The organism is Stenotrophomonas sp. As-7 (assembly GCF_030291015.1).
GTDB classification, from domain to species: domain Bacteria; phylum Pseudomonadota; class Gammaproteobacteria; order Xanthomonadales; family Xanthomonadaceae; genus Stenotrophomonas; species Stenotrophomonas lactitubi.
Map to the genome: position 1 here is coordinate 3,592,225 of NZ_CP127405.1, position 17,751 is coordinate 3,609,975.

General features: G+C 65.0%; 13 protein-coding genes and 1 riboswitch. Of the genes, 9 read left to right on the plus strand and 4 right to left on the minus strand.

What is annotated here, in order from left to right:
- Positions 1–73: 73 nt before the first annotated feature.
- Positions 74–192: riboswitch (SAM riboswitch) on the minus strand.
- Between the two features lie 138 nt (positions 193–330).
- The 4 genes from QP457_RS16500 to QP457_RS16515 all read left to right on the plus strand — a co-directional run bounded on the left by QP457_RS16500 (position 331) and on the right by QP457_RS16515 (position 5,715).
- The gene (locus tag QP457_RS16500; protein ID WP_205406140.1) at positions 331–1,215 is read left to right on the plus strand and encodes a M23 family metallopeptidase; all 885 of its coding nucleotides are present in this window, start codon (positions 331–333) and stop codon (positions 1,213–1,215) included.
- 74 nt (positions 1,216–1,289) lie between these two features.
- On the plus strand, positions 1,290–2,894 hold the full coding sequence (locus QP457_RS16505) for a peptide chain release factor 3 (protein ID WP_100460065.1): 1,605 nt from the start codon (positions 1,290–1,292) through the stop codon (positions 2,892–2,894).
- Between the two features lie 96 nt (positions 2,895–2,990).
- The gene (locus tag QP457_RS16510; protein WP_099818873.1) at positions 2,991–3,629 is read left to right on the plus strand and encodes a hemolysin III family protein; all 639 of its coding nucleotides are present in this window, start codon (positions 2,991–2,993) and stop codon (positions 3,627–3,629) included.
- 112 nt (positions 3,630–3,741) lie between these two features.
- Positions 3,742–5,715, plus strand: a complete 1,974-nt coding sequence (locus QP457_RS16515) for an AsmA family protein (RefSeq protein ID WP_205406141.1) — start codon at positions 3,742–3,744, stop codon at positions 5,713–5,715.
- Positions 5,716–6,094: 379 nt separating this feature from the next.
- On the opposite strand, the gene QP457_RS16520 is transcribed toward QP457_RS16515, so the two are convergent.
- The 3 genes from QP457_RS16520 to mtgA all read right to left on the minus strand — a co-directional run bounded on the left by QP457_RS16520 (position 6,095) and on the right by mtgA (position 8,366).
- Positions 6,095–6,526, minus strand: a complete 432-nt coding sequence (locus QP457_RS16520) for a CBS domain-containing protein (protein ID WP_025877817.1) — start codon at positions 6,524–6,526, stop codon at positions 6,095–6,097.
- The gene (locus QP457_RS16525) at positions 6,486–7,505 is read right to left on the minus strand and encodes a glycosyltransferase family 2 protein (RefSeq protein ID WP_100553260.1); all 1,020 of its coding nucleotides are present in this window, start codon (positions 7,503–7,505) and stop codon (positions 6,486–6,488) included. Before QP457_RS16525 ends, QP457_RS16520 begins: the two co-directional genes overlap by 41 nt.
- Positions 7,506–7,616: 111 nt before the next feature.
- Complete coding sequence (gene mtgA, locus QP457_RS16530) at positions 7,617–8,366, minus strand: monofunctional biosynthetic peptidoglycan transglycosylase (protein ID WP_205406142.1); 750 nt, start codon at positions 8,364–8,366, stop codon at positions 7,617–7,619.
- Between the two features lie 77 nt (positions 8,367–8,443).
- On the opposite strand from mtgA, the gene QP457_RS16535 reads away from it, so the two are divergent.
- From QP457_RS16535 to QP457_RS16545, 3 genes are all read left to right on the plus strand, one after another.
- Positions 8,444–9,337 (plus strand): Hsp33 family molecular chaperone HslO, encoded by an 894-nt coding sequence (locus tag QP457_RS16535; protein WP_205406143.1) that lies wholly within the window; start codon positions 8,444–8,446, stop codon positions 9,335–9,337.
- Between the two features lie 120 nt (positions 9,338–9,457).
- Positions 9,458–10,312, plus strand: coding sequence for a hypothetical protein (locus QP457_RS16540; RefSeq protein ID WP_032952038.1), 855 nt, complete (start codon positions 9,458–9,460; stop codon positions 10,310–10,312).
- 374 nt (positions 10,313–10,686) lie between these two features.
- Entirely contained in the window at positions 10,687–13,443 is a 2,757-nt protein-coding gene (locus QP457_RS16545) for a TonB-dependent receptor (protein WP_205406144.1), read from the plus strand.
- A gap of 139 nt (positions 13,444–13,582) precedes the next feature.
- Here the strand turns inward: QP457_RS16545 and QP457_RS16550 are convergent, their stop codons facing one another.
- On the minus strand, positions 13,583–14,185 hold the full coding sequence (locus QP457_RS16550; protein ID WP_025877807.1) for a TetR/AcrR family transcriptional regulator: 603 nt from the start codon (positions 14,183–14,185) through the stop codon (positions 13,583–13,585).
- A gap of 142 nt (positions 14,186–14,327) precedes the next feature.
- Between QP457_RS16550 and QP457_RS16555 the strand changes: the two genes are divergently transcribed.
- Together QP457_RS16555 and QP457_RS16560 are read left to right on the plus strand one after the other, a co-directional pair.
- On the plus strand, positions 14,328–15,245 hold the full coding sequence (locus QP457_RS16555) for an alpha/beta hydrolase (protein ID WP_033831779.1): 918 nt from the start codon (positions 14,328–14,330) through the stop codon (positions 15,243–15,245).
- Positions 15,242–17,719, plus strand: a complete 2,478-nt coding sequence (locus QP457_RS16560; RefSeq protein WP_099818865.1) for an acyl-CoA dehydrogenase — start codon at positions 15,242–15,244, stop codon at positions 17,717–17,719. The genes QP457_RS16555 and QP457_RS16560 overlap by 4 nt, the downstream gene beginning before the upstream one ends.
- Positions 17,720–17,751: the final 32 nt, after the last annotated feature.

Sequence of the window (17,751 nt, forward strand, 5' to 3'; positions counted from 1 at the left end):
GGGTTCCGGTAGGGAAATCGGCCATCGAGCCTTCGCGGGGCTCGCGTTCGAAATGCACGTTGTGTGCAGGTTCGAACCATCTTTCGGTGGACGCCACGGTCCCCGCAGGATTTGGCACCTACGCAGGCGCTTTCGCGTCTGCGGGCTGCCCCGGCTTCAAAGGGCCTGTCCCTCTGCCGGTCTCGATGGTGGAGCCACGATGCCAGTCCTTTCCGGGCATGTCAATCCCTTCATGCGGATAAAGAGATGAATAAGCAGAGAGCCCGCCGCCCTTCCCCCTTCCCGGCAGCTTGCGTAGAGTCCCGGCGGTCCATGTCGCTGGAGCCATCGATGCGCCGCTTGCCCCTGTCCTGCCTGCTGCTGCCCCTGTTGGCGAGCGCCTCCGCGAACGCCGCCGACTGGCGCCGGGGCTGGGGAATGGTGCCGAAGACTGCAGCCGCGCCCAGTACCGAGGCTGCGCCGCAAGCGACGTCGATGGCGCACCTGCGGCTGCAGCCGATCGGCGACCAGTGGCAGGCACGAATCGACAATCCGCTGTCCGGCCCGGTGCAGATCGAGCTGCGCGCGGCCCCCGGCACGCAGGTGGACGGCCTGCCGCTGCAATCACTGGTGCAGGCGACCGGCAGTCTGGTGGTGGGCCACCTTCCCTCCCCTTCCAGCGGCAAGGCACTGGACCTTCGCCTGCAGTCGGTGCCGGGCAATCCGGCCGCGCGCGCCGAAGACGTCGCCTATCGCCTGCCCTTCGAGGCTGTCCAGCTGCGCGTGGACCAGGCCCCACAGGGCCGGTTCAGCCACGATGACGAGGAGAACCGCGACGCCATCGACTTTGCCCTGCCCGAAGCAACGCAGGTCCTGGCCGCCCGCGAGGGCACGGTGATGCAGGTACAGGACGGTTTTCGCGGCAATGGCCTGGATCGTGAACGCGATGCCGGACGCGCCAACTTCGTTCGCATCCTGCACAGCGACGGCAGCATGGCGATGTACGCCCACCTGCAGGCCGGCGGCATGCGGGTCCGTCCCGGCCAGGCCGTGCAGGCGGGCCAGCCGATCGGCCTGTCCGGCAACAGCGGCTACAGCACCGCACCGCACCTGCACTTCGTGGTGCAGCTCAACCGGGGCATGGGGCTGCGTTCGGTGCCGGTGCGCATCCTCGCCCCACAGGGCGAATTGCACTTCGCCCGCGAGGGCAGCGGCGACGCCAGCGCCGGGCGCTGACCCGCCGACGCCAGCAGGCCGGTATAATCGGGCGCTTATCTCTTTGAAAAGCGCCCCGTGCGGGCGCCACTGCCATGTCCGAAGTCGCCACCGAAGCGTCGCGTCGCCGCACGTTCGCCATCATTTCCCACCCTGACGCCGGCAAGACCACGCTGACCGAAAAGCTGCTGCTGTTCGGCGGCGCGATCCAGATGGCCGGCTCGGTGAAGGGCCGCAAGGCTGCCCGCCACGCCACCTCGGACTGGATGGCGCTGGAAAAGGAGCGCGGCATCTCCGTCACCTCCTCGGTGATGCAGTTCCCGTACGAAGGCAAGATCATCAACCTGCTCGACACCCCCGGCCACGCCGACTTCGGCGAGGACACCTACCGCGTGCTGACCGCGGTGGACTCGGCGCTGATGGTGATCGACGTGGCCAAGGGCGTGGAAGAGCGCACCATCAAGCTGATGGAAGTGTGCCGCCTGCGCGACACCCCGATCATGACCTTCATCAACAAGCTCGATCGCGAGGGCAAGGAGCCGATCGACCTGCTGGATGAGGTTGAAAGCGTGCTCGGCATCCAGTGCGCACCGGTCACCTGGCCGATCGGCATGGGCCAGCGCCTGAAGGGCGTGGTCCACCTGATCACCGGCGAAGTGCACCTGTACGAACAGGGGCGCAACTTTACCCGTCAGGATTCGACCATCTTCCCGTCGATCGATTCGCCCGGGTTGGCCGAGAAGATCGGCGAGCGCATGCTGGCCGATCTGCGCGACGAACTGGAACTGGTGCAGGGCGCCAGCCACCCGTTCGACCTGCAGGCCTATCGGGCCGGCAAGCAGACCCCGGTGTTCTTCGGTTCGGGCGTGAACAACTTCGGCGTGCAGCCGCTGCTGGACTTCTTCGTCGAGCACGCGCCGTCGCCGCAGGCACGCTCCACCACCGGCCGCGACGTCGCCCCGCAGGAGCCGAAGCTGACCGGCTTCGTGTTCAAGATCCAGGCCAACATGGATCCGCAGCACCGTGACCGCGTGGCGTTCATGCGCGTCTGCTCGGGCCGGTTCACTGCCGGCATGAAGACCCTGCACGTGCGCACCGGCAAGGACATGAAGCTGGCCAATGCGCTGACCTTCATGGCCAGCGACCGCGAAATCGCCGCAGAGGCGTGGCCGGGCGATGTCATCGGCATCCACAACCACGGCACCATTTCCATCGGTGACACCTTCACCGAAGGCGAAGCGATCACCTTCACCGGCATCCCCAACTTCGCCCCGGAACTGTTCCGTCGCGCCCGCCTGCGCGATCCGCTCAAGCTCAAGCAGCTGCAGAAGGGCCTGGCACAGTTGTCCGAGGAAGGCGCGACCCAGTTCTTCCGTCCGCTGACCAGCAACGACCTGATCCTGGGCGCGGTGGGCGTGCTGCAGTTCGATGTGGCTGCCTACCGCCTGAAGGACGAGTACGGCGTGGAAGCCACGTTCGAGCCGGTCAGTGTCACCACCGCACGCTGGGTCCATTGCAGCAACGAGAAGAAGCTGGAGGAGTTCCGCGAGAAAAACGCGCTGAACCTGGCCCTCGACGCCGCTGGCCACCTGGTCTACCTGGCGCCGACCCGGGTCAACCTGCAGCTGGCGCAGGAACGCGCGCCGGATGTGCGTTTCTCGGCAACCCGGGAAGCCGCGCATACGGTCACCGGCAACTGATCGCAGCGACCATACGGTGGCGGGGGTGCACGCGCCCGCCATCGCGGCGATGATAGGGGGGTGCGGGTCCCCCTCCCTGCAGACGATGCCCATGCCATGTCCACGACTTCTGTTGCTTCGATCCGTGAAGAAATCGCCAGCGCCCTGACCCACGGGCTGGGTGCGGTGCTTGCCCTGGCCGCCAGCGCGGTACTGATCACCCTGGCCGCGATCTACGGCGATGGCTGGCAGCTGGCCAGCGCGATCGTGTTCGGCATCGCCCTGCTGCTGCTGTACACCGCCTCCACGCTGTACCACGCCATCCAGCACCCGCAGGCCAAGGGTCGCCTGAAGGTGTTCGACCACTGCGCGATCTATGTGCTGATCGCCGGCACCTATACCCCGTTCACACTGATCGGCCTGCGTGGTCCCTGGGGCTGGGGCATGTTCACCGCGATCTGGGCGCTGGCGCTCGGCGGCGTGGTGTTCAAACTGTTCTACACCGGTCGCTTCAAGCTGCTGTCCACGGTGATCTACATCGCCATGGGCTGGCTGGTGGTGGTGGCGATCAAGCCGATGTGGGCCTCGATCGATGGCGGCACCCTGGCCTGGCTGTTCGGCGGCGGCCTGTCCTATACGCTGGGCACCTACTTCTACCACCGCGAATCCATCCCCTATTCGCATGCGATCTGGCATCTGTTCGTGATTGGCGGCAGCGTCTGTCACTTCGTCGCAGTGACCCGACAGGTGCTGTGACCGCTGATCTGCGGTAGCGCCGGGCCCTGCCCGGCAAGCAGGCGTCCACTGTGCACGCCATGCACATGAACGCTTCGCGCCCCGTCCACCGCGACGGGGCAACCATGGCAACGTGAATGCTGCCTCTGCTCCTGCTGCTCCCAAGGCGTCGCGCTGGCGCCTGCGTCGCCCCGGTCCACGCGGGCAGCGCTGGCTGGCCGTGCTGGTGTTCCTGTTCGCGGCAATCCTGATCCTCATTGCCCTCTGGGACTGGAACTGGTTCAAGGGCCCGGTGGAACGTGCGGTGCAGGCCCGTACCGGGCGCGCCCTGCACATCGGCAACCTGGATGTCGACCTCGGCCGCACCACCACCGTGCGCGCCGATACCCTCACCTTCGCCAATGCGACGTGGGCGAAACAGCCGAACATGGCCAGCGCCGACCGGGTCGAGATCGACGTGCGCGTATGGCCACTGCTGCGCGGCAACGTGCAGCTTCCCGAAGTGCGCCTGACCCGCCCTGACGTACTGCTGGAGACGGCGCCGCGCAAAGGTGACCCGGGCAACTGGAATTTCCTCGGCGACAGCAAAGGCGGCACCACACCGCAGCTCAAGCGCCTGCACATTGATGATGGCCGCCTGCAGTTCCTCGACGCGCTCGGCCGCACCGATATCCTGGTAAACGTGCGCAGCGGCGAACCGAAACGGGCCGACGCCGCACCACCCTTGCTGGTCGCCGGCAAAGGCCGCTGGCGGGGCAATCCCTTCATCCTGAGTGGTGGCACCGAATCGCCGCTTGAACTGACCGACAGCGCCCATCCCTTCCGCATCCATCTGGATGGTCGCGCTGGCGCGACCCACGCCGTTGCCAGCGGCACCTTGACCAACCCGTTCCAGCTGCAGGTGTTCGACCTGCAGTTCGCGCTTAGCGGCAACGACCTGGCCGACCTCTATCCACTGCTGGGCATCGCCATTCCACCCTCCCCGCCGTATGCCCTGGACGGTCGCCTGAAGCGTGATCACCAGGTGTGGCGCTACGAGCGCTTCACCGGCAAAGTCGGCGACAGCGATCTGGGCGGCGATGTGCAGTTCGATGTCTCCCGCGAACGACCACGGATGACCGCGAACCTGGTGTCGCGTCGTCTTGATTTCGATGACCTTGCCGGCTTCGTCGGTGCGCCGCCGAAGACCGGTGGCGGCGAGACCGCCAATGCAGAGCAGAGGGCCGAGGCTGCGCGCGTGGCCGCCAGCGCAAAGGTGCTGCCGGCCACCCCGTACAACCTGGGCAAGCTGCGTGCAATGGATGCCGACGTGCGCTGGAAGGCCCAGCGCATCAATGCGCCGAAGCTGCCGCTGGACGACATGGATGCGCATCTGCTGCTGGATGATGGTGTGCTGCGGCTGGACCCGCTGAACTTCGGCGTTGCCGGCGGCGACATCCGCAGCACGATCCGTATGGACGCACGCCGCCCGCAGATCGCCACTTCGCTCAAGGCCAGCGTGCGCGGCGTGCAGCTGGGCCAGTTGTTCCCCGATGCCAAGCTGGCCGAGCAGGCCAAGGGGGGTATCAGCGGCGACATTGATCTGACCGGCAACGGCAACTCGATCGCGGCGATGCTCGGCAGCAGCAGCGGCAACGTGGCCTTGGGCATGGGCCGCGGCCATGTCGGCAACCTGCTGATGGAAGTGGCAGGGCTGGACATCACCGAGTCGCTGAAATTCCTGTTCACCGGCGACAAACAGATTCCGCTGCGCTGCGCCTTCGCCGATTTCGGCGTGCGCGAGGGCCTGATGCATACCCGGTCGATGGCAGTGGACACCACCGATACGATCATCCTCGGCGAGGGCGATGTGAGCCTGCGCGATGAAACACTGGACCTGCTGCTGAAGCCACGACCGAAGGACAGGAGCATCCTGGTGCTGCGCTCGCCGCTGCGCATCGGCGGCACCTTCAAGGACCCGTCATTCCGCCCCGACTTCAAGGCGCTGGGTATCCGTGGTGCGGTGGCGCTGACGCTGGGCAGCATCGCGCCGCCGGCGGCACTGCTGGCAACCATCGAGCTGGGCCCGGGCAAGGATGCCGACTGCGGTGGGCGCTACGCGAAGTAGAGCGGTCGTTCGGCGCCTTGATTCCCATGCGGAGAGCCGGAGCAAGGCAACAGGCAGGACACGCCGTAAACCCGTTCATGGGGGCTCGGTCGGCGCATCCATGCGCCTCACGGTCCTGCCTGCCGCCTTGCTCCGGCTTCGGACAGTTTCCTGCAGCCGTGTAACGAGAGCAGGAATTCAAAGTCAAAAGAAAAAAAGCAGAATCAAAAGCAGTGCCAACCAAGGTTGGCATCTACCAACGGCAGATTGTCGGGGCTGAAGCCAGCCGCGCTGGCAGGAACATGCCCTCCGCCTCCCCGCACATCAGGAAGGCGCTGCTTTGGCTTTGGCAGTTGCTTGAAAAAGCGGCCGGCGGGCCGCAGGCCCGCCAGCGACAAACTCACCCCGCCACGATGTACTGCTGCAACTGATCCAGCTCGCGCCGCTGCGCATCGATCACCGACTTCACCAGGTCACCGATGGAAATCACCCCCAGTACCTGCCCGCCCTCGACCACCGGCAGATGGCGGATGCGGTAATCGGTCACCAGTTGCAGGCAGTGTTCCACCTGCTCACCGGGACTTACTGTCACTACTTTCGCGGTCATGATCTCCGACACCGCCGTGTCGCGCGACGAACGATCGTGGAGCACGATCTTGCGTGCGTAGTCGCGCTCGGACAGGATCCCGACCAGTCGCGGTCCGTCCATCACCAGCACCGCACCGATGCCCTTCTGCGCCATCAGCCGGATCGCATCGATCACCGCCGCGCCAGGCGCGACCGCATGCACTTCAGGGGACTTGCCGTCCAACAGTTGCCGTACCGACGTCATCTGCCTGCCCTCCCAGGGTGGGTTGCAGCTCCGAGTCTGCCACGGAAGGGGCCAACCATGCGTCAACCAGGTACAACGGCCGCTGCTTGGACTCCTCGTACAGGCGTCCCAGGTACTCGCCGATAAGCCCCAGCGCGATCAACTGCACGCCCCCCAGGAACAGGATCACCGCCATCATCGTCGGCCAGCCGGCCACCCGGTCGCCATACATCGCAGCCTTGGCGATCACCCAGATGGCAAACACGAAGGCCACGCCCGCGGTGGCCAGCCCCATGTAGGTGGCCGCCCGCAGCGGGACCGTCGAGAAGCCGGTGATGCCTTCCAGCGCGAAGTTCCACAGCCGCCACAGGCTGAACTTGCTGCTGCCGGCCAAACGGGCATGCCGGTGATACGGCACCGCCACGCGGCGGAAGCCGACCCAGCTGAAGAGCCCCTTCATGAACCGGTGACGTTCGCGCATCTCGCGCAGTGCGCTCAGCGCGCGCGGCGACAGCAAACGGAAATCGCCGGTATCGGCAGGGATGGGCGTGCGCGAGAGGCGGCCGATCACCCGGTAGAACACCGATGCGGCAGCACGCTTGCTCCAGCTCTCACCGTCACGCACCAGACGGGTGCCATAGACGTTGTCGTAGCCTTCGCGCCAGCGCTCGACAAAGTGCGGCACAAGTTCCGGCGGGTCCTGGCCATCGGCGTCGAGGATCATCGCCGCGCCTTCGCGCACATGGTCCAGGCCGGCGGTCAGCGCCGCCTCCTTGCCGAAGTTGCGCGACAGCTTCAGCGCCGATACCCGCGGGTCGGCCTGGGCCAGCGATGCGATCAACGACCAGGTCGTGTCACTGCTGCCGTCATCCACGTACAGGATGTGTCCATCGATTCCGGCCAAGCCGTCCAGTACCGCGCACAATCGCGGATGCAGCTGGGGTAGAACCAGCTCTTCATTGTGCGCGGCGATGACGAAGGTAAGACGCTCACGAGTCATCGCCGGATTGTACGTGGTTGACGGGCGTGCAGCCCGCCCGTCCACCGTTCACGCCACCCGCTTCCGGCACCAGAAGCAAAGGCAGCACGGACGCCGCTGCTGTCGGCGCCCTCAATCCTCGGCCAGATACCCCGCTCCACCCAGCTGCCGTGCCTGCCGCTGGATCCACGCCGCGCGCCGCTGCACGTACGGGCCTGGCTTGGCCGCGTTGTAGCGACGCGGCGCCGGCAACACTGCCGCCAGACGTGCGCTCTCCGCAGGGCTCAGCCGCGCGGCGTCCTTGCCCCAGAATGTCTGCGCCGCCGCCTGGGCGCCGTACACGCCGTCGCCGAACTCGGCGATGTTGGCGTACATCTCCAGGATCCGCTGCTTCGGCCAGAACGCTTCGATCAGCACCGTGTACCAGACCTCCAGGCCCTTGCGGATCCAGCTGCGGCCCTGCCACAGGAACAGGTTCTTGGCCACCTGCTGGCTGATCGTGCTGGCCCCGCGCAGGCGCCCGCCGCGCGCGTTGTGGTCGCGCGCCCTTTCAATAGCCTGCAGATCGAATCCGCTGTGGTCAGGGAAGCGCTGGTCCTCCGCGGCCACCAGCGAAATGGGAAGGCTCGGCGCCATCTGGTCCAGGTCCCGCCACTGGTAGTGCAGCCGGTAGGACCAGTCGCCTTCACCCAGTGCCTCGCCGAAACGCCAGACCATCACCGTGGACAGCGGCGGATCGATGAAACGCAGCACCAGCACCTGCAGGCAGCTGAAGGCCACGAACAGCACCGGCAGCCACAGCAGCCGCTTCCAGCGCCAGCGCCGACGCGGCGCCGTTTCGGCGGCGGCCACTACCTTGTCCTGCTCTCCCCCTGCCCCCATTACTGGTGCATCCTTCTTATGCCTGGTTGTCGGCGCATTATCCGGCAACCATCCCCGTTTCCGCGCGATGTGAGCCGATGACCGCCCAATCCGATTCCCTTATCCGTTTCCTGCTCCCCGACGCCGGTGTCCGTGGCGTCCACGTGCGCCTGCAGGCCACCTGGCAGGACATCCAGTCCCACGGCGAGTATCCGGACAGTGCCACCGAACTGCTCGGCGAGGCCTGCGTGGCCTCGGCGCTGTTCACCGGCCACACCAAGGTGGACGGCCGCCTGTCGATCCAGCTGCGCAGCAACACGGCCCTGCGCACGCTGTTCGCCGAATGCACTGCCGCCGGCACCCTGCGCGGCATCGTCCAGCTGGCCGAGGGCGGTGACGCCCCCCGCGACCTGACCGACCTGGGCCAGGACTCGCTGCTGGCCATCACCATCGAGAATCCGGGCCTGGATCCGCGCGAACCGCAGCGTTACCAGAGCCTGGTCGCGCTGACCGCGCCGGAACTCGATGAAGCGTTCGAGGACTACTTCCGCCAGTCCGAGCAGTTGCCAACGCGCCTGCTGCTGGCCGCCGACCGCGAAGGCGCTGCCGGCCTGCTGCTGCAGAAGCTGCCGGGCGACGAGGGCGACGACGACGGCTGGGCCCGCGCCAGCGCGCTGTTCGACACCCTGGGCAAGGCCGAGCTGCTGGCTACCCCGGCCGAGGAGCTGCTGCACCGGTTGTTCCACGAGGAAAAAGCAGAGCTGGTGGGTGACAAGGCGCTGTCCTTCGCCTGCTCCTGCTCGCGTGAACGGGTTGCCTCGATGCTGGTCTCGCTGGGCGAGGAAGAGGCTCGTGCGGCTGCCGAAGACACCGGCGCGGTGGACGTACGTTGCGAATTCTGCGGACAGGAGTATCACTTTCCGTTGACGGAGTTCGGCATACTGTTCCACGGTGCCCAGGGGGCTGTACCGGCACCTGAACGTCTTCAGTGAAAACGAATGAGTCTTGTATCTGGGGAGGAACAAGGCTTGTTAAGAATTCATAAACACCCTAGGATCGAGTTCCCGCCCCAGCGGGAACTTTCACTGTCCGTCCCTGTCTGAACTGGTCCGATGCGTACCTTCCTGCGTCTACCGCTGGCCCTGCTGATCGCCCTTGGCGCGATCACGGGCGTGCATGCGCAGAGCAAGGACACCCGCACCGTGATTCCGGTCTGGAACAAGGGCAGTGGCAAGGTCGAGGCCCTGCTGTACCTGGAGCCGACCGGTGAACAGGCCGTCGGCGCACGCTGGCATTTCGGCCGCAATTCGCTCGATGCTGCGTTCGGCCTGTCCTCGGGCGACTCGCTGGGCCTGCTGTGCAACAGCAGCAGCGGTTCGAGCATCAGCGGACTGGCGAGCCATTGCATGCTGGCCAGCCTGGGTGACGACGATGACGCCATCGGCTCCAACCGGCGCCTGACCGGCACCGCCGCGCTCAACCGTGGTACCGGCCGCCTGGGAATCACTGCCGGCACCGGTCGCGAGACCCTGCCCGCCTGGCTGGCGACGCCCAGCAAGACCCCCTCGCTGCGCGCCGAACAGAATGACCTGACCGTGTTCGCACAGAAGAACATCGGTCGCGAGGGCTTTGTCTCCATCGCCGGCACGTATGCCAAAGCACGCCTGGTACCGCTGGCTGACGCCTCGCCGGCCATCGTCGACCGCTGGGACAGCAAGAGCCTGAGCCTGGGCGCCGGCTACGGCAATTTCAGTGGCAGCATCATCGGTCGCGTGGTTGACGTTCCCGGCAAGCCCGGCAAATGGGAAGGCTTGGGCATCGGCCTGACCTGGCGCACCCCGTGGTCCGGCCAGCTCACCGTCGGCGCGGAAAACGTCATCAGCCGCGGCAAGAACCCGTTCTCCCCGCGCAATGAAAGCAACGATGACGGCACCGTGCCGTACGTGCGCTACGAGCAGGATCTGTAGCCGCTCATCGACTGGTAACAAGCAGTGTTCAACATCGGGCGCCCTGGGGCGCCCGAATTGTTTCCGGACACCTCTGTCAAGTGCGAAAAGCACTCATCTGTTACAAACAGATACATCACGACATGCATCAACTGAAACTTTTTTGTGCTTCGGAGGCGGGCAGACGCAGTGGCGCCCGCCCGCGCACCAGCATAACTCGTTGAAATAAAAGAAATCTAAGCGCATTCACGTGTAACCACAGCGTGAATTAACACAGCTTTAATTTTTGGCAGAGGGCCGTTACTATCGATTCAGCCTCGCGATTTTGGAGCCCTCTTTTGGACTCCGCCGCGCAGGCACTACCCCAGCCAAGATTTCTTGGAGAGAGAGAGCCAATGAATTTCCAGTCCAACAAGCTGCGTGACGCTGTCGTCGTCGCGCTGATCGCCGGTGCGGCGACGTCCGTAACAGCCCAGGCGCAGGAAGCGACCAACCTGGATCGCATTTCGGTAACCGGTTCGCGCATCAAGAGCACCGATATCGAAACCTCGCAGCCGGTCCTGAGCCTGACCCGCGCCGACATCGAGAAGCAGGGCGTGACCTCGGTCGCCGACATCCTGCAGCGCGTTGCCGCCAATGGTGCCGCACTGAACCGCACCTTCAACAACGGCGGTGACGGTTCGGCCGGCGTAAGCCTGCGCAACCTGGGCGCCGAGCGCACCCTGGTGCTGGTCAACGGCCGTCGCTGGACCACCGGTCTGGACGGCAGCGTCGATCTGAACACCATCCCGACCGCGATGATCGAGCGCATCGACGTACTGAAGGACGGCGCTTCCACCATCTACGGTTCGGACGCCATTGCCGGCGTGGTGAACATCATCACCAAGCAGAACTTCGACGGCGCCGAAGCGAACTTCTACAAGGGCCAGTACAGCGCAGGCGACGGCGAGCGTGAAGCAGCCGACTTCACCATCGGCACCACCACCGATCGCGCATCGCTGGTGTTGGGTGTGTCCTATGTGAACGAAAAGGAAGTCATGGCGGGTGATCGCAAGATCTCCGCAGGCGGCCCCCCGTTCTTTGGCGGCCAGAGCAGCACCGGCATCCCGGGTTCCTACATCCGCAATGACGAGCGCTACGTCATCGTCAATGGCGTTGAAACTCCGTTCGACTCCAATGTGCACGGCTACAACACTTCGCCGGACAACTACCTGCTGACCCCGAACGAGCGCACTTCGCTGTTCGCCACCGGTTCCTACAACGTCACCGACAACATCACCTTCCGTACCGAGGCGATGTACAACGAACGCAAGTCCGAGCAGCTGCTCGCGGCGATGCCGGTGACCGGCCGTCGCCTGAGCGCCAGCAGCATGTACAACCCGTACGGTGTAGACCTGACTGGTGTGAATCGCCGCTTCAATGAAACCGGCGGCCGTTCGTTCAACCAGAACGTCAAGAACTGGCACTTCTACGGTGGTTTCGAAGGCTTCTTCGAATTCGCCGACCGCAACTTCGACTGGGACGTTGGCTACCGTTACGACAAGACCGACCAGAATGATCTGACCTATGGCCTGTTCAATGTCCAGCGCTTGAACGAGGCCTATGGCCCGTCGGCCATTCGTGATGGCCAAGCCGTCTGTCTGACCGCAGGTGGCGCTGTCATTCCGGGCTGTGTGCCGATGAATCCGCTGGGCGGGCTGGGCTCGATCTCGCAGGAAGCACTGGACTACGCCTCCTTCACCGCGCATGACTCGGCCAGCCTGGTCTCCAAGAGCTACTACGCCAACATCTCCGGTGAAATCGTGCAGCTGCCGGCCGGCGCGCTGGGCTTTGCAGCCGGTTATGAAGGCCGCAAGGAAAGTGGCCAGTTCGATCCGGACGCGTTCATTGCCGCTGGCCTGAGCACCGGCAACGGTGCTGCACCGACCAAGGGTTCCTACGACCTCGACGAGTTCTTCCTGGAACTGTCGATTCCGATTCTGGCTGACCTGCCGGGTGCCAAGCTGCTGGACTTCAGCGTGGCTTCGCGCTACTCGAAGTACAGCAACTTCGGCAATACCACCAACAACAAGTTTGGTTTCCGCTGGAAGCCGATCGACGACCTGATGGTGCGTGGTAACTACTCCGAGGGCTTCCGCGCTCCGAGCATCAACAACCTGTATCGCGGCGACGCTGATTCGTTCGAAACCTATGCCGACCCGTGCTCGGCCTCCAGCGGTCGTCGCACCGGTGCGGTGGCTGCGCAGTGTGCCGCTGAAGGCGTGCCGGCAAACTTCCAGCAGCCGGGTGCCGGCAGCGGCGCCAACAAGCAGACGCCGGAAGCGTTCACCTGGAAGTCGAATCCGGATCTGAAGCCGGAAACCTCGACCAGCAAGACGCTGGGCCTGGTGTGGAGCCCGAGCTTCGTCCAGGGCCTGAACGTGACCTTGGACTGGTGGCAGATCAAGATCGAAGACGCGATCACCCGCCCGGCGATCCAGGACATCATGGATCGCTGCTACGGTGGCTCCCCGCAGGAACAGGCCGCCTACTGTGGCCTGATCACCCGTGATCCGAACTACGGCACTGCGACCCAGCGCTACACGATCACCAACGTCGACATGCCGCTGCAGAACCTGTCGTCGTACAAGGTGGAAGGCTGGGATCTGGGCATCCTGTACAAGCTGCCTGAAACCTCGTTCGGTCAGTTCACCATCAGCCTGGACGGCACCTACCTGTCCAAGTGGGACACGAAGTCGACCGAGGATGCACCGCTGGATGGCCGCGCCGGCCGTTATCTCGACCAGGATCCGTACTGGCGTGTCCGTTCCAACCTGTACGTTGATTGGAGCTACGGCGATTTCGGCGTGAACTATGGTCTGCGCTACAAGTCCGGCATGACCGAAGACTGCCCGTTCGATCCGGTGGCTGATTCCGATCTGGTCGGCTACTGCTCCGATGGCCAGAACGGCAAGAACCACATGGGTGCCACCACCTACCACGACATCCAGTTCCGCTACAACACTCCGTGGAAGGGCACCATCATGGTCGGCCTGAACAACGTGTGGGACAAGGATCCGCCGGTCTCGTACTCGACCTCGTACAACATGTTCGACCCGCAGTACGACCTGCCGGGCCGCTACATGTACATGCAGTACAAGCAGAAGTTCTGATCGATTCATTGATCAGCTGATGCAGCAACGGCCCCGAAAGGGGCCGTTGCTTTTTGTGCGTTCGTCGCTGGCGTCATCGACAACGAAAAAGGCCGCGTCACTGCCGCGGCCTTTCTGCATGCAGCGGAAGAAAAAAGCCTCAGCCGTTCGGAATCAACGTATCGATCAGATGCTCGACGTACGCTTCGAAATCCTCGCGCGCCTGCTTGGGCTGCTGCAGCTGCAACGACAACTGCAGGAAGCCCACATACGCTGCATAGGCCAGGCGCGCACGATGGCGCGCATCGGTCGAGCTGAGCCCGGCCTGGCGGAACGAGGCGATCAGGTAATCGAGTCGGCGTTGCGAAACACGGTCGATCACCGGCCGCACCATCGGATGGTCAAGGGCCTTCAGCAGCTCGCTGTAGATGATGTGCGGCTGCACTTCGTGCGCCACCATCTGGAACAGCTGGCGCAGGCGCACGCGCGGGTCCGGCACGTCTTCCAGGCTGCCGAACACCTGTTCCTGCTCGAACAGTTCCCAGCGTTCCAGCGCGGCCTGCAGCAGCGCGTCACGCGAGGGGAAGTGCCAGTAGAAACTGCCTTTGGTCACGCCAAGGCGGCGCGCCAGCGGCTCCACCGCGACGGCGCTGACACCTTGCTCGGCAATCAGATCGAGGGCCGCCTGGGCCCAGTCTTCGGCACTCAGGCGGCTGTTGCGGCCGGCACGCGGTTCGCCGGCGGAAGCGTCAGGTTGATTCATTTGCTGATTTAACCATACGCCGGGGTTCGTTGCAGTACGCGGTTGCGGCCGAAACCGTCGGCAACCGGGACAGAAGGGATTCCTGCAGCGCACCATACCGTGCAGTATTGACTTCCTGCAGAAGCAATCCATACTAGCGAGTATGGTTATGTCCCCTACTCCCGCTGCATTCCATGACCTGCGCCTGGAGGCTGCCCACGGCGCCTCGCTGGCTGCAACTGCCAGCACCTCCGGCCGTCGCGGACGCGTGCTGTTCGCACACGGCTTTGGCCAGACCCGCCACGCTTGGACGACCACGGCCAAAGCACTGTCGGCCGCTGGCCTGCAGACTCTGGCCTACGACGCCCGCGGCCATGGCGATTCCGACTGGAATGCAGCCGATCTGGCCTATCACGGCGAGCAGTTCGCCGATGACCTGATCGTGCTGGCCGGCGAGCAACCGCGACCGCCGGTGCTGGTGGCCGCGTCCATGGGGGGCCTGTTCGGCCTGTTGGCCGAATCACGCTGGCCCGGGCTGTTCTCGGCCATGGTGCTGGTGGACATCACCCCGCGCTGGGACACCGCTGGCGTCGAACGCATCCTTGCCTTCATGACCGCGCACCCGGAAGGATTCGCCTCGCTGTCGCAGGCTGCCGACGTGATTTCGGCCTATGTGCCGCACCGCCCGCGCAAATCCGAGGATTCACTGCGCGCCCTGCTGCGCGAAGATGGCCACGGCCGCTGGCGCTGGCATTGGGACCCGCGCCTGGTGGCCGAACTGGCCCGCGACAGCGAGCAGCACCAGGATGCACTGGCCGAGGCCGCGCGCCAGGTGAAGTGCCCCCTGTTGCTGGTCAGCGGTGGCCGCAGCGACCTGGTCACCCCGCAGACGGTGGCCGAATTCCTGGCATTGGCGCCGCACGCGCGCCACGTACAGTTGCCGCAGGCCACGCACATGGTCGCCGGTGATGACAACGACGCCTTTACCGCTACTGTGTTGGACTATCTGGACGTGTTGCCCGCAGCGGATGCTGCAGCTTCGTCCGCCATAAACGAGCACGTCACCGGAGCACGCTCATGAGCCTCGTCATTCCCTTCCTCGCCCTGCTGCTGGCAGGCGCGTTCGTTGCCTACCACCGCATGCGCCTGCTGACCTGGACGCTGATCAGCGTGGCCCTGCTGGTCGCCTGCTGGTTCATTCCCTACGTCAACCAGACCGCCACGATCGTCGCTGCTGCCGTACTGGCCGTGATCGTCGTGCCGCTGCTGCTGCCGTTCATCCGCAAGCCGCTGCTGACCGGCCCGATGATGAAGGTGTTCCGCAAGGTGCTGCCGCCGCTGTCGCAGACCGAGCGCATCGCCCTGGAAACCGGCTCGGTCGGCTTCGAAGGCGAACTGTTCACCGGTGACCCGGACTGGAACATCCTGCTGAACTACCCCAAGCCGCAGCTGAGTGCTGAAGAACAGGCCTTCCTCGATGGCCCGGTCGAAGAGCTGTGCAAGATGGTCAACGACTGGGAGATCACCCACGTCCATGCCGACCTGCCGCCGGAACTGTGGAGCTTCATCAAGAAGAACAAGTTCTTCGGCATGATCATTCCGAAGGAATACGGCGGCCTGGGCTTCAGCGCGCTGGCCCACCACAAGGTGATCCAGAAGCTGGCATCAGTGTCGAGCGTGGTCAGCTCCACCGTTGGCGTACCGAACTCGCTGGGCCCGGGTGAGCTGCTCAACCATTACGGCACCCAGGAACAGAAAGACCAGTACCTGCCGCGCCTGGCCGATGGCCGCGAAGTGCCCTGCTTCGGCCTGACCGGTCCGTTCGCCGGCTCGGACGCCACCTCGATCCCCGATTACGGCATCGTCTGCAAGGGCGAGTGGAACGGCGAGCAGGTCCTCGGCGTCAAGCTCACCTTCGACAAGCGCTACATCACGCTGGCCCCGGTGGCCACGCTGATCGGCCTGGCCTTCCGCATGTACGACCCGGATGGCCTGATCGGCACCACCCGCGATATCGGCATCACCTTGGCCCTGTTGCCGCGTGACACCGCCGGTGTGGAAATCGGCCGTCGCCATTTCCCGCTCAACTCGACCTTCCAGAACGGCCCGATCCGTGGCAAGGATGTCTTCATCCCGCTGACCCAGCTGATCGGCGGCGCCGAGAAGGCCGGCAAGGGCTGGAACATGCTCAACGAGTGCCTGGCCGTCGGCCGCTCGATCACCCTGCCCTCCACCGCCAGTGGCGGTGCCAAGGCCGGCGCGGTGGTGACCGGTGCCTACGCGCGTATCCGCAAGCAGTTCGGCCTGTCGGTCGGCCGCTTCGAAGGCGTGGAAGAAGCGCTGGCCCGCATTGGTGGCAAGGCGTACAAGATCAGCGCGCTGTCGCAGGCCACCGCTGCCGCTGTGGACCGCGGTGACGTGCCGTCGGTGCCGTCGGCGATCGCCAAGTACCACTGCACCAACATGAGCCGTGAAGTGATCTCGGACGTGATGGACGTGATCGGCGGCAAGGGCATCATCCTGGGGCCGCGCAACTTCGCCGGCCGCAGCTGGCAGGCCGCACCGATCGCGATCACCGTGGAAGGGGCCAACATCATGACCCGCAGCCTGCTGATCTTCGGCCAGGGTGCGATCCTCTGCCACCCGTGGGTGCTGAAGGAAATGAAGGCCGCGCAGGATCCGGACACCCGTGCCGGCCTGCAGGACTTCGACCGCAGCCTGTTCGGCCACATCCGCTACGGCATTTCGAATGCCGTGCGTTCGTTCTGGTTCGGCCTGACCGGCGCGCGCTTCGGTGCCGCCCCGGGTGACGCCTACACCCGCCGTTACTTCCGCAAGCTGGACCGCTACTCGGCCAACCTGGCGCTGATGGCCGACATCTCGATGATGACGCTGGGCGGCAAGCTGAAGTTCAAGGAATCGCTGTCTGGCCGCCTGGGCGACGTGCTGAGCCACGTCTACATGACCAGCGCCATGCTCAAGCGCTATCACGACGAAGGCGCACCGCAGGCCGACCAGCCGCTGCTGGCCTGGGCTTTCCATGACAGCGTGCACAAGATCGAGGAATCGCTGTCGGCCGCGCTGCGCAACTTCCCGATCCGTCCGATCGGCTGGCTGATGTGGGCACTGATCTTCCCGCTGGGCCGTCGTGCCGAGGCCCCGGGCGACCGCCTGAGCCGTCGCGTGGCTGCGCTGCTGATGGCACCGAACGAAGCCCGCGACCGCCTCGCCAGCGGTGTGTTCCTGACCCCGTGCGAGAACAATCCGGGTGGCCGCATCAACAGCTACCTGAGCAAGGCGATCATGGCCGAGCCGGTGGAGCGCAAGTTCATCAAGGCGCTCAAGACCAAGGGCATCGAAGCGCTGGATTTCGTCACCCAGTTGGACGAGGCCGTGGCCGAAGGCGTGATCACCCAGGACGAACGCACCCTGCTCGAGGAGCTGCGCACGCTCACCCTGGAAACCATCACCGTGGACGACTTCGATCCGGAAGAGCTGCGCTCGGCGGGCTACTACAAGCGCGAACAGAAGGGCGCGCAGTCGCAGGCCGCGTGATCGCAGCCACCATGTAAACGACAACGGCGGAC